The 11,799-nt window shown below is 72.2% G+C and carries 13 protein-coding genes and 2 pseudogenes; 10 read left to right on the plus strand and 5 right to left on the minus strand.

Features of this window, described 5'->3' with window-relative positions; genetic code table 11:
- Positions 1 to 5: 5 nt before the first annotated feature.
- Both ACIBCT_RS03465 and ACIBCT_RS03470 read left to right on the plus strand, forming a co-directional pair.
- Complete coding sequence (locus ACIBCT_RS03465) at positions 6 to 1,700, plus strand: GMC oxidoreductase (protein WP_399185790.1); 1,695 nt, start codon at positions 6 to 8, stop codon at positions 1,698 to 1,700.
- A 231-nt stretch (positions 1,701 to 1,931) separates the two neighbouring features.
- A complete protein-coding gene (locus ACIBCT_RS03470) occupies positions 1,932 to 2,981 on the plus strand; it encodes a Gfo/Idh/MocA family protein (RefSeq protein ID WP_399185791.1) in 1,050 nt (349 codons plus the stop codon).
- Between the two features lie 17 nt (positions 2,982 to 2,998).
- Here the strand turns inward: ACIBCT_RS03470 and ACIBCT_RS03475 are convergent, their stop codons facing one another.
- Positions 2,999 to 3,526: a MarR family winged helix-turn-helix transcriptional regulator gene (locus tag ACIBCT_RS03475; protein ID WP_399185792.1), complete on the minus strand. Its 528-nt coding sequence runs from the start codon at positions 3,524 to 3,526 to the stop codon at positions 2,999 to 3,001.
- Positions 3,527 to 3,629: 103 nt separating this feature from the next.
- On the opposite strand from ACIBCT_RS03475, the gene ACIBCT_RS03480 reads away from it, so the two are divergent.
- The 4 genes and pseudogenes from ACIBCT_RS03480 to ACIBCT_RS03495 all read left to right on the plus strand — a co-directional run.
- On the plus strand, positions 3,630 to 4,271 hold the full coding sequence (locus tag ACIBCT_RS03480; RefSeq protein WP_399185793.1) for an FMN-dependent NADH-azoreductase: 642 nt from the start codon (positions 3,630 to 3,632) through the stop codon (positions 4,269 to 4,271).
- A 396-nt stretch (positions 4,272 to 4,667) separates the two neighbouring features.
- Complete coding sequence (locus tag ACIBCT_RS03485) at positions 4,668 to 4,919, plus strand: hypothetical protein (protein WP_399185794.1); 252 nt, start codon at positions 4,668 to 4,670, stop codon at positions 4,917 to 4,919.
- Positions 4,916 to 5,304: pseudogene (locus ACIBCT_RS03490) on the plus strand (type II toxin-antitoxin system VapC family toxin). Before ACIBCT_RS03485 ends, ACIBCT_RS03490 begins: the two are co-directional and overlap by 4 nt.
- 17 nt (positions 5,305 to 5,321) lie before the next feature.
- Positions 5,322 to 5,531, plus strand: a pseudogene (locus ACIBCT_RS03495) (hypothetical protein); the annotation flags it as partial.
- 25 nt (positions 5,532 to 5,556) lie between these two features.
- Here the strand turns inward: ACIBCT_RS03495 and ACIBCT_RS03500 are convergent.
- Positions 5,557 to 5,769 (minus strand): DUF397 domain-containing protein, encoded by a 213-nt coding sequence (locus ACIBCT_RS03500; RefSeq protein ID WP_399185795.1) that lies wholly within the window; start codon positions 5,767 to 5,769, stop codon positions 5,557 to 5,559.
- A gap of 101 nt (positions 5,770 to 5,870) precedes the next feature.
- Between ACIBCT_RS03500 and ACIBCT_RS03505 the strand changes: the two genes are divergently transcribed.
- Positions 5,871 to 6,074 (plus strand): hypothetical protein, encoded by a 204-nt coding sequence (locus ACIBCT_RS03505; protein ID WP_399185796.1) that lies wholly within the window; start codon positions 5,871 to 5,873, stop codon positions 6,072 to 6,074.
- Positions 6,075 to 6,082: 8 nt separating this feature from the next.
- Here ACIBCT_RS03505 and ACIBCT_RS03510 read toward each other — a convergent pair whose 3' ends face one another.
- Positions 6,083 to 6,550 carry an Lrp/AsnC family transcriptional regulator gene (locus ACIBCT_RS03510; protein WP_399185797.1) on the minus strand — a complete coding sequence of 156 codons (468 nt, stop codon included), beginning with the start codon at positions 6,548 to 6,550 and terminating at the stop codon, positions 6,083 to 6,085.
- A gap of 68 nt (positions 6,551 to 6,618) precedes the next feature.
- On the opposite strand from ACIBCT_RS03510, the gene ACIBCT_RS03515 reads away from it, so the two are divergent.
- On the plus strand, positions 6,619 to 8,007 hold the full coding sequence (locus tag ACIBCT_RS03515; RefSeq protein ID WP_399185798.1) for a pyridoxal phosphate-dependent decarboxylase family protein: 1,389 nt from the start codon (positions 6,619 to 6,621) through the stop codon (positions 8,005 to 8,007).
- A 39-nt stretch (positions 8,008 to 8,046) separates the two neighbouring features.
- On the opposite strand, the gene ACIBCT_RS03520 is transcribed toward ACIBCT_RS03515, so the two are convergent.
- On the minus strand, positions 8,047 to 8,460 hold the full coding sequence (locus ACIBCT_RS03520; protein ID WP_399185799.1) for a winged helix-turn-helix transcriptional regulator: 414 nt from the start codon (positions 8,458 to 8,460) through the stop codon (positions 8,047 to 8,049).
- A gap of 82 nt (positions 8,461 to 8,542) precedes the next feature.
- On the opposite strand from ACIBCT_RS03520, the gene ACIBCT_RS03525 reads away from it, so the two are divergent.
- Positions 8,543 to 9,376 (plus strand): NAD(P)H-binding protein, encoded by an 834-nt coding sequence (locus ACIBCT_RS03525; RefSeq protein ID WP_399185800.1) that lies wholly within the window; start codon positions 8,543 to 8,545, stop codon positions 9,374 to 9,376.
- A gap of 234 nt (positions 9,377 to 9,610) precedes the next feature.
- Here the strand turns inward: ACIBCT_RS03525 and ACIBCT_RS03530 are convergent, their stop codons facing one another.
- Complete coding sequence (locus ACIBCT_RS03530; RefSeq protein WP_399185801.1) at positions 9,611 to 10,999, minus strand: MFS transporter; 1,389 nt, start codon at positions 10,997 to 10,999, stop codon at positions 9,611 to 9,613.
- A gap of 193 nt (positions 11,000 to 11,192) precedes the next feature.
- Between ACIBCT_RS03530 and ACIBCT_RS03535 the strand changes: the two genes are divergently transcribed.
- Positions 11,193 to 11,780, plus strand: coding sequence for an NADPH-dependent FMN reductase (locus tag ACIBCT_RS03535; protein ID WP_399185802.1), 588 nt, complete (start codon positions 11,193 to 11,195; stop codon positions 11,778 to 11,780).
- Positions 11,781 to 11,799 lie beyond the last annotated feature (19 nt).

An 11,799-nucleotide genomic window follows, 5' to 3' on the forward strand; every position in this document is an offset into this window, starting at 1 on the left:
GCTCCGTGTTCGACCATGACGTATTGGTGATCGGATCGGGATTCGGCGGCAGCGTCTCGGCGCTGCGGCTGACCGAGAAGGGCTACCGCGTCGCCGTGCTGGAGGCCGGGCGCCGCTTCGACGAGAGCACGCTGCCCAGGACCTCCTGGCGGGTCCGGGACTTCCTGTGGGCGCCCGCGCTGGGCCTGAAGGGCATCCAGCGCATCCACGTGCTCCGCGGGGAGAAGGGCACCGGCGTCATGGTCCTGGCGGGCGCCGGGGTCGGCGGCGGCTCCCTGGTCTACGCCAACACCCTCTACGAGCCGCACGAGGCCTTCTTCCGGGACGCCCAGTGGGCGGGCATCACCGACTGGAAGGCCGAGCTGGCCCCGTACTACGACCAGGCCAAACGGATGCTGGGCGTGGTGCTCAACCCGACCGTCACCCGCGCGGACGAGGTGATGCGCACGGTCGCCGAGCGGATGGGCGTGGGCGACACCTTCCACATGGCCCCGGTCGGCGTCTTCTTCGGCACCCCGGGCGTCGAGGTCGACGATCCCTACTTCGGCGGGGCCGGGCCGCGCCGCAGCGGCTGCACCGAGTGCGGCGAGTGCATGACGGGCTGCCGCCACGGGGCCAAGAACACGCTGGTCAAGAACTACCTGCACCTGGCCGAGCGGGCCGGTGCCAGGGTCTTCGCCGAGGCCACGGTCACCTCGGTCGCCCCGCTGGACGGCGGCGGCTACCGCGTCGAGGTGCGCAGGACCGGCACGCCCTGGCGCCGGCGCGTGCTCACCGCCGAACAGGTGATCTTCGCGGCCGGGACGTACGGCACCCAGCGGCTGCTGCACCGGCTCAGGGCGGACGGCGTCCTGCCCCGGATCTCCGACCGGCTGGGCACCCTCACCCGGACCAACTCCGAGGCGCTGCTCGGGTTCGAGCGCCTGTCGGTGAAGGGGGAGAAGCTCAACCGCGGGGTGGCGATCACCTCCTCCATCCACCCCGACGCCCACACGCACATCGAACCGGTCCGCTACGGCGACGGCTCCAACGCGATGGGCGTGCTCCGCTCCCTGCTCATCGACGGCGGCGGCGCCCCGCGCTGGCTGAGGTTCCTCGGCGAGGCCGTACGCCGGCCCCACCGGGTGGCGCGGCTGTTCGACCATCGCCGCTGGTCCGAGCGCTCGATCATCGCCCTGGTCATGCAGGCCAAGGACAACTCGATCACCCTGTCGGCGCGCAGGGGGCCGTTCGGGCCGCGGCTGCGCTCGGGGCGGGGTCACGGCGAGCCCAACCCCACCTGGCTGCCCGCGGGCCACGAGTTCGTCCGGCACGCGGCCGAGGAGATCGGCGGCATGCCCGGAGGCTCCTGGCTCGACCTGTTCGACATCCCGGCCACCGCGCACTTCCTGGGCGGCTGCGCGATCGGCGCCGGGCCGGAGACCGGGGTGATCGACCCCTACCACCGCGTCCACGGGTATCCGGGTCTGCACGTCGTGGACGGTTCCGCGGTCTCGGCCAACCCGGGCGTCAACCCCTCGCTCACCATCACCGCCCAGGCCGAGCGGGCGATGGCCCTGTGGCCCAACCGGGGCGAGCCGGACACCCGCCCGGCCCCCGGCTCCCCGTACGTGCGCCTGGCGCCCGTCGTTCCCGGGAACCCGGTCGTCCCGGCCGCGGCCCCGGGGGCCCTGCGCCTGCCCATCGTCCAGATCACCTGACGGGAGGCGCCGGTCCCGTCGGGGGCCGGCGGCTCCACCGGACCCGAGGTACGTCGGAGCGCCACGAAACCGGCGCGGTTCAGACCGTCAGGCCGTACCGAACCGGTGGGCCCGCCGGCAGGGATCGCGCCACACGACCCGGACGAGCAGCGTCGCCGCAGGTCACGATGAGCGCCGGCTCGCGGGCGAAAGCCGGTTGCACCGTGAAGGGAGGTCGACGATCATCTCACCGTGCGAGTGGGAGTGGTGGGGCTCAAGATGGGGCTCCACCTGGCGACGTGGTGTCGCCGGGTGGGCATGGACGTGGTGTCGCTGTGCGATCGCGACCCCGAGCGGCTCGCCGCGGCGAAGGAGCGGCTGCCGGAGGCGGCCCTCACCGAGCGGTGGCAGGACCTGCTGACGCAGGGGCTCGACGGAGTGGTGCTCGCCAATGACTTCGACGCCCACGCGCCCCTGGCACTCTCGTTCCTCGCCAGGGGGGTGCACGTCCTCTCGGAAGCGGCGGCATGCACCTCCTACGAGGAGGGGCGCCGGCTCATCGCGGCGGTGGAGAGTTCCTCCGCGACCTACTCGTTCGCCGAGAACTACGTCTTCCACCCGCATGTTCGTCTGATCCGGGAGGCGGTCGACACGGGCGAGGTCGGACGGGTGAGCCTCATCGAGGCCGACTATCTGCACGGCATGTCGCCGGAGGCGGTCGCCGCGCTGATCGGTGACCCCCTCCACTGGCGAGGACGTATCGCCGCCACCGCCTACTGCACCCACACCGTCTCGCCCGTGTTGGCGGTCACGGACGCGTGGCCCGTGGAGGTCACGGCATTCTCGGTCGACGAGGCCGATCCGCGGGCCGCGGTCGTCATGACCGTGCGACTGTCCACCGGCGCGCTCGCCGTCACCCGCCACGGATTCCTCCAGGGCGAGCCGGACAGCCACTGGAGCTGGCTCTCCGTGCGGGGCACCCACGCGCTGGCCGAATCCGTCCGTGGGCCGGGTGAACAGGCGTGGTCGGTCCGCTTCAGGACAGAGGCGTGGGCCGGCCCCGAGGGGACGACCCGCGACGAGGTACGGGTGCCGCCTCCGCTCGTCCTGCGCGGAGAGACCGTGGAGCGCGCCGCGGAGGGAACCGTACTGCTGCTTCAGGCCTTCCGGGCCACCGTGGAACGAGGGGCACCGCCGTTGATCCCGGTCCGGCCCGCCGTCGCGGCCTCACTCGTCGGTGTGGCCGGGGCGGAATCGCTGCGGAACGGCTCTCACCCGGTGCCCGTACCCGATCCGGTCTAGGAGGCTCTCCTTCCGGGTCAGTGGCCGCCGGCCTCCCGGCACGCCTCGGAGGCCCCTGCCATCAGGACGGCGGTGATCGCACGGGCGGCGTCACCGAGTGCGGCGAGCTGCTCGGGCGTCAGCACGTCGATGACGAGACGACGCGCCTCGCGGACGTGACCGGGGGCGATCTCCTCGACCTTGGCGAAGCCCGCGTCGGTGAGCCGCGCCTGCATGCGCCGGCCGGCGCAGCCGGGCTCGCTGCGCCGCTCGACCCAGCCGGACCGCTCAAGACGGGTGATCGCGTGGGAGAGCCGCGAGAGCGACCCCTGTGACGACGCGGCCAGGTCGCTGAGCCCCAGCGTGCGGTCGGGCCTCTCGGAGAGGGCCGCGAGCACCTGGTACTCGAAGGCGTTCACCCCGGCATCGCGCTTGAGCTGCGCGTCCAGCGCGGGCGGAAGGGTCATGAACAGGGCGACCAGCGCCCGCCAGTCGCGTTGCTGGTCGGGCGACAGCCACGGCGGGTCGTGATCGATGGTGGTCTCGCGAGGGGCGTCGGCGCTCACCCCCTCACCCTACCGACCCTGTCTGCCGACTTGAATGTTCAAGTCATCCGGCGTACTGTCGAGCTTGAACATTCAAGTCACCTCCGTACGTCAGGGGAATCCCATGTCCGTGCTCCGCGTCGACGCCTCCATCCAGGGCGACCGCTCCGCCAGCAGCGCACTCGCCGACCGCATCCTCGACGAGTTCGCCGCCGCCCGCCCCGGAGTGCCGGTGGTACGGCGTCACCTCGGCCGGGACCCGCTGCCCGCGCACGCCTGGGAGACCGCGATCTCCGGGAATTTCGTTCCGGAGGCGGACCGCACCGCCGCGCAGCGCGAGGCGCTCGCCACGGCCGAGGGGCTCGCCGGCGAATTGCGGCAGGCGACGAGCGCCGTGCTCGCACTGCCGCTCTACAACTTCGGCGTCTCGCAGCACGCGAAGACGTGGATCGACCTCACGCTCGCCGGAGCGCCGCACGGCACCCGCCTGCTCGACGGCACGCCGACCGTCCTGGTCGTCACCCGCGGTGGCGCCTACGGCCCCGGCACCCCGCGCGAGGGCTGGGACCACAACATCGACTACCTGCGCCGGATCCTCGTCGACATCTGGGGCGCCGACCTCACGGTGGTCGAGCGCGAGTTCACGCTCGTCGGCGTGAACCCGGCCCTCGACGAGTTCACCGAGCTGGCGGCGATCATGCGAAAGGCCGCCGAGGAGGCGGCGGTCGAGGCCGGAAGGGCCCTCGCCGCCCGGCACGCCGCCTGACCCCTCGCCGGGAACCGGCCGGACGTGTCGCGACCGCGCCCTGCCCGGCCCCATGGCCTTCAACGCCCCGCAGGCCATGGGGCAGTCGGACGCGGACGCCGCCGAGCTGGTCCGGATGCTCCGCACCGTCCGCGCCACCCTGTCCTCCGGGGGTAATTTTCGACCTGGATGATCGGATAAGCCGTTGTCGTAGCCAGACCGTATGCCGCTTGTGGCAGGTCATAGCTATCACCAGGGTGAGAAAGGCCAGGTAGGCGCGAGGACAACGCTCATCATGCCCCGGGCCGTGCGAAGAGAGGCGCGCGACTGGACGGAAGCCGTCCATCGGCACGGGTAAAGCTTGGTCACAAGCTACGCTGAAGCTACAGCCCGGGTGACGCGACCGAAGGAGGTTGGGTGACGATGAGCGTGGACCTCGAGCACGAGCCCATTCATGATCTCGCCCGCCGGGTCATCCGGTTGGCCGAGGAGACCCAGCACGCCGCTCAGGTGCTCGAACGCCGCCTGGAAGCGCTGGAACGCCGCACCGGAGCCGCCGAAAGAGCCGAACGTATTCTGAGTGTCGCTGTCAGCATGCGAACTCACTTTGGTCAGGACAAACTGTCCACGGATGACCTCTATGACCCGGACACCGGCCTGCCTGCATGATCATCGATTCCAGCGCCATCATCGCCGTCATCAACGGTGAGCCCGAGGCCATCGGCTTTGCCAACGCCATCGCCGCCACCGTGTGTCGTATCTCGGCTGTGAACTACGTCGAAGCGGCCATCGTGGCGGACAACCGCGGGGAAGCCATGCGCGTGCCTTCGACGTGCTTGTCAACGAGATGGGCCTCATCATCGAACCAGTAACCGCCCATCAGGCAAGAATCGCGCGCCGTGCTTGCCAGACGTACGGCAAGGGCAACGATTCCAAGGCCAGACTCAACATGGGTGACTGCTTCGCCTACGCTCTCGCCAAGGACCTTGGCCAGCCCCTGCTCTTCAAGGGCGAGGATTTTCCACACACCGACATCACCCCGGCGCAGCCATAACGGTCAGCGAAGCTTTATCGACCGGCCACTTGCTGATCGGCAGCCGTCACTGCCGGGTCGTCGAACGAACCGTCTCCCGACTGCCCGGCTGCCGCCGCCTATATCGCCGCTACGAACGCCGAGCAGAGCACTTCGCGTCCTTCGTCGCCGTCGCGGCGGCTCTCATCTGTTACCACCGCCTCACCGAACCAGTCACGATCTTTAAGAGTCCCTCGGCCGGTGTCTGAAGGGCCCTTGCGCCTTCTGGTCACGTCAGAAGTCGAACTCGCCCTTCTTGGCTCCGTCGACGAACGCGTCCCAGATACCGGCGCTCACCACGAAGGGGGCCTTCTCCGGGGCCTCGGTGTCGCGCAGGCCGACCCTTCCACCGGACAGCGGAGCCACCTCAAGGCAGTCGTCTTGGTTGGACGCGCTCTTCGTGGCCTTATGCCGGACCGCGTTCTCCAGCTCCTTGGTCAGGTCCACAGTTTCTCCGCCTCTCCGACCAACTCGATGGAGACGTGCTGAGGATGTGCATGGACTCGAATCATGTCGTACCCGATTCCCTGCATCCATGAGACACGGACATGCCGACCGATCACGGGCCGGGGCGGCCCCGGCACCTTCGTCTCGACACCGGCGCCCTGCACGGCCCTGGCCTGACCATCGTCGAGGCCCTCTCCCACGGTTCCGGCGTCGTCCCGCTGCCCGACCACCCCGGCAAGACCGTCTGGGCCCGCTGGAGGCTTCCTCCTGAAGCGACGCGTACGACGTCCCGGCCGTCGGCCTGAGACGCGGGTCAGCCGGTGGGCCGCTGGACGGGCTGGGTCTCGGTCCGGTAGATGAGGGTCGTCTCGACGTGCACGATCTCCGGGCGGATCAGGAACCTCTCCAGCAGCAGCCGGTGCAGGCGGTCGGCGTCGGCGACCGCCACGTGGACCAGGAAGTCCTGCGGCCCGGCCACGTGGAACAGGGCGATGGTCTCGGGCAGGCCCAGGACGAAGGCCCGCAGCGGGTCGACGAGCTGGCTGGTGTGCGGGCGTACCCGCAGGGCGAGCAGCGCCTGCAGGGGACGGCCCAGTGTGGCCGGGTCGACCTCCGCGCGGAAGGCGCCGATCACCCCGCGCCTGCGCAGGGAGCGCACCCGCTCCAGCGCGGTGGACGGGGCGACGCCCACGCGCTCGGCCAGGTCCTTGTTGGGCAGCCGCGCATCCTTCTGCAACTCGACCAGAATCCGCCGGTCCACCGAATCCAGTTCGACGCCCATCGTCTTACGTCCTCCGCGATTCGGACAGCATGGCGAGCCACCGTGAATTCCACCAGTATCCCCGTGTGATGTGGAATGTCGAAGAATTCGTGAACGCGGCGAACGCGACCGTCGGTGAGCTGGCCGCCTACGTCGACGAGAGCCAGCGGGGCGTGCCGCCCGTCATCCGCCGCAGGCCCCCGCGCGAGCTGGCCGAACGGCTCGGCCTCGCCCGGTGGATCCGCGAGGGCGGGATGACCGCCGACGACCACGCGGAGTTCCTGCGGGTCTACCTCGCCGAGGGCACCCGGCTGCACCACCCCGCCTACCTCGGCCACCAGGTCGCCGTGCCCGACTTCCCGGCCGCGCTGGCCGACCTCGTCCACGGGGTGAGCAACAACCCGATGGCGATCTACGAGATGGGCGCCTCGGCCGCGACCGTGGAGTTCGAGGTGTTGCGCTGGATGCTCGCCACGGTGGGGTTCGGCGAGGCGGGCGGCGGGGTGCTGACCCACGGGGGGTCGCTGGCCAACCTCACCGCGCTGCTGGCCGCGCGGGCCTCGGTGGCCCCGGACGCGTGGACCGACGGCGTACCGGGCGATCTGGCCCTGCTCGCCCCGGCCTCGACGCACTACTCGCTCACCCGCGCCGCCGCGATCCTCGGCCTGGGGGAGCGGGCCGTGATGCCGCTGGACGTGGACGGGCTCGGCAGGATCGACGTCGCGCGCCTGCCCGAGGCGTTGGCGCGGGTACGCCGGGCCGGGCGGCGGCCGATGGCCCTGGTGGCGAACGCCTGCGCGACCGGGACCGGCCTGTACGACGACCTGCGCGGCGTCGGCGGGTTCTGCGCGGCCAACGGGATCTGGTTCCACGTGGACGGTGCCCACGGCGCCTCGGCGCTGCTGTCGGAGGGGCACCGCCACCTGCTGGACGGGATCGAGCTCGCCGACTCGCTGATCTGGGACGCGCACAAGATGCTCCGTACCTCCAGCCTGGCGGCGGCGGTGCTGACCCGCAGGGAGGGCGACCTGGACGCGGCCTTCCGGCAGAGGGCCAGCTACCTGTTCTACGGCGAGCAGGGCTTCGACCTCATCGGCAGGACCGTGGAGTGCAGCAAGGCAGAGCTGGGCCTGAAGATCTTCCTCAACCTGGCCTGGCGGGGCGAGCGCGGCCTGGGCGAGTACGTCGCGCAGCGGTACGCCACCGCCCACCGCCTGTGGGAGCTGGCCGCGCGCCGGCCGGGCTTCACCTGCCCCTACGAGCCGGAGAGCAACATCGTCTGCTTCCGGTACGGCAACGGCGACCAGGCGGCCGTCCGGGAACGCCTGATGGAGGACGGCTCGTTCCAGCTGACCTCGGCCGAGATCGGCGGGGTCCGGCACCTGCGGGCGGTGGTGATGGCACCGGCCACCGACGACAAGACGCTGGAGGCGCTGCTGGACCGCGTCGCCGAGCCGGACGGGCGGGCGGCGCGGTAGGAGCGGGCCGGGCCGGGTCGGGCCGGGTCGGCCAAGGGGTCAGCGGACGTCGGAGCCGGGGTTGGCGGCGTCCCAGCGGCGGCGGGAGTCGGCGATGCCGTCGCGGTGCTCGGCCGACCAGTCGGCGAGGGCCTTCACCAGGTGGGTGAGGCTGTGCCCGGTCGGCGTCAGCTCGTAGTCGACCTTCGGCGGCACGACCGGGTGGACGGTCCTGGAGACCAGGCCGTCACGCTCCAGGCGCCGTACGGTCAGGGTGAGCATCCGCTGCGAGATGCCCGGGACCGCCCGCTGGAGCTCGCGGAACCGGCGTACTCCCTGGGCGAGCTCGACGACCACCAGGACCGACCACTTGTCGCCGATCCGGTCGAGGACCTCGCGGATGCCGCAGTCCTCGGTCTCGCCGCCGCAGGAGACGACCGGATCGGCGGTTACCGCCGTGTGCCCTACCGACATTGGAATGCCTTCTTACGTCGAGTGTCCTGGTTACTGAGAATGGGGTGGTTACTACAGGGAACCACATGAGCGGGGGACTTCCATGATTCTGGTCACCGGAGCGACGGGGGCGCTGGGGCGCCTCGTCACCGAACGGCTGGCCGGGCGGCCCGATGTCGCGATCGGCACCCGCTCCCCGGAGGAGATCCCGGCCGGATCCCCGGCCCGCCGGATCGACTTCGACGACCCCGGTTCGCTGGATAAGGGCTTCGCCGGGGTGGACACGCTGTTGCTGATCTCCGCGGGTTACGGGGAGGACGACGTCGTGATCGCCCGGCACGGCGCCGCGATCGACGCGGCCGAACGGGCCGGGGTGCGGCACATCGTCTACACCAGCCTCAGCGCGGCCGGAGACCACCTGGCCTACGCGCTCGCCCACCGCTGGACCGAGCGCAGGCTCCGGGCGGGCACCGCGAGCTGGACGATCCTGCGCAACGGCCTGTACGCCGAGCTGCTGGCGACGCTCGCCCCCGTCGCGGACGGCAGGATCACGGCGCCGCTGGGGGCGGGGCGGCTGGCCGCGGTGGCCCGCGCGGACCTGGCCGAGGCGGCCGCCCTGGTCGCGGCCGACGCCCCCGCGCACGCGGGACGCGTCTACGAACTCGTCGGGGAGCAGGCGGTCGGCGGCGCCGACCTGGCCGCCGCCCTGTCGGGCGCCACCGGAAGCACCGTCTCGTACGAACCGGGCACCCTGGCCGGCGCGCGGGAGGATCTCGCCGCCCTCGGGCCGGCGCCCTTCCAGATCCCCATGCTGGTCGGCACCTACTCGTGCATCGCGCACGGGTTCATGGACGGCACCGGCGGCGACCTGCGAAACCTGCTGGGCAGGGCTCCCCGGCCCGCCCTGGAGATCGCGACCGCCGTCCTCGCCGGATAGGGCGGCTCCCGCCGCACAGGGCCGCTTCCGCCGCAGGGGGCCGCCCTCATGAGGGGCGATCGCCAGGCGTCCCCCATGACGTCGTCGAGCAGGCGCCGTCCCCGGGCCGGGCCGGTGACGCCGTCCCGGGGAGTTCCAGCCCCGCGCCCACCGCGAGGAGGCAGACCAGCCCGCCGAGCCCGAACAGGTCGGCCTCCCGGGCCTCTAAAGCACATTTTTGGTATTTACAAGTATTCAATCCGTGGCGGTCTCCTCCCCGCTCCGCCGCCCTCCCCGTACCGCCGCCAGAACGGCGAGCCCGGCGACCTGCGCCGAGGCCAGGACGATCACACCGGCGCGGAAGCCGCCGGCCCCGCCCCCGGCCAGGTGCCACGCCAGGGACGTCACGGCCGGGCCCACCGTGAAGCCGAGGGTCCGGACGGTGGCGCCGACCCCTCCGGCCGTGCCCGTCATGCCGGGGGGCGCCGCGGCCAGCAGCGCGGCGTTGTTCGGGGCGTTGAACAGCCCCTGACCGGCACCGACCAGCGCCAGCCGCCAGGCCAGGTCCGCGAGCCCCGCGGACGGGCCCAGGGTGAGCATGCTCAGCGTCCCGGCCAGGGTCACCGCGCCGCCCGCGACGGCGATCACGTTCGGCCGGTACCGGTCGGCCAGCGCCCCGCTGACCGGGGAGCACGCCGCCATCCCGCCGACGAAGAACAGCAGCGCGACCCCGGTCGTCCCGGGGGTGCCCCGCAGCACGTCGGCCACGAGATAGGGCAGCAGGAACAGCGTCAGCCCCACGACCGAGCTCATCAGCAGCAGGGCGGCCAGCGGCAGGCCGTACGCGCGGCGGCGGACGAGCGTGATCACCGGCCGGGAGGCGGGGAGCCGGCTCCACGCCACGGCCAGCGCCAGGGCGGTGACCGCGAGCGGTACGACGACGACCGCGCCGCCGCCGACCCGGTCGAACGCCAGGAGCAGGGCGGCGACCGCGCCCCCCAGGATCGCGACCTCGCCCAGCAACGACCGGTCCGGCGCGGGGAGCCCGCCCCGGCCGCCGGGAACGGTGCGGTACCCCAGCCACAGCACGACGAGCAGGATCGGGATCTTCAGCAGGAAGACCGGGCGCCACCCGTACGCCCCGGCCACGAGCCCTCCCAGCGACGCGCCGGCCATCGTGCCCAGGGGCATGATCGTGGCGATGTAGCCCAGGGCGCGGCCGCGGTGCTCGGCCCGGACGCTCGCCCGCACGACGGGCATGTAGACCGCGACGACCAGGCCCCCCGCGATCCCCTGCAGCACCCGGGCGACCAGAAGTGTCCAGAACGCCGGCGCGAACGCCGCCAGCAGGCTCGTCAGCCCCACCCCGGTCACCGCGACCATGAGCACCGACCGCAGGTCGGCGCGATCCACCCACCGGCCCGCGGGGACGGCCAGGGCCGCCGTGGGCAGGACGTAGCCCAGCAGCACCCAGGCGGTCGCGGCCGGGCCGACGCCCATCTCGGCCCCGATCACCGGCAGGGTGACCGCCGCCAGGCTCATCTCGACCGAGACGACCAGCATCGCCATGGCGAGCGCCACCACCGGTCCCCATCGCGTGCGCTCCACGGCCCCGGCCGTGGTCGGTGTCTCGTGCTCGTTCATGGTCACGACGCTAGGAAGGGACGCGCCGCCGCGCTTCTGTCGATCGACTGGCGCCGGCGGCCGGACACGCAGGTCACGCGGGGCCGGGGTCCGCGTCCGGGGACCGCGCCGGTCGCCGCGGGACACCAGTCATATGACTCATGCGGCGCCGTCCCGCCTCCTCCTACCGTCGGTGTCACCGACCGAACGAGGCATGAAGGAGATCACGGTGTCCCAGGACCGGCTGCGTCTGGCGATCATCATCGGCAGCACCAGGGAGGGCCGTTTCGCCCCGACCGTGGCCCGGTGGTTCACCGGCCGTGCCGAGCAGCACGGCGACATGGACGTCGACGTGCTGGACCTGGCCGAGGCCCGGCTGCCCGCCACGCTCACGAACGAGCCCCCGCCCGAGGTGGCCGCGCTCACCCCGCGGCTGGCCGCGGCCGACGCGTACGTCGTCGTGACCCCCGAGTACAACCACAGCTTCCCCGCGTCGCTCAAGAGCGCCATCGACTGGCACTTCACCGAATGGCAGGCCAAGCCGATCGGCTTCGTCTCCTACGGCGGCATGGCCGGAGGGCTGCGCGCGGTGGAGCACCTGCGGCAGGTGTTCGCCGAGCTGCACGCGGTGACCGTCCGCGACACGGTCAGCTTCCACGGCGCGCACAACCGGTTCGACCCCGACGGCCGGCCCCGCAGACCCGAGGAGTGCGACGCGGCGGCCACGTCCATGCTCGGCCAGCTCGCCTGGTGGGCCCGCGCGCTGCGGGAGGCCAGGTCCAGGCGGCCCTACACCGGCTGATCCGTCCCCTCACCGAACC

Origin of the sequence: Streptosporangium sp. NPDC050855, assembly GCF_044456585.1 — a bacterium.
Lineage (GTDB): Bacteria > Actinomycetota > Actinomycetes > Streptosporangiales > Streptosporangiaceae > Streptosporangium > Streptosporangium longisporum.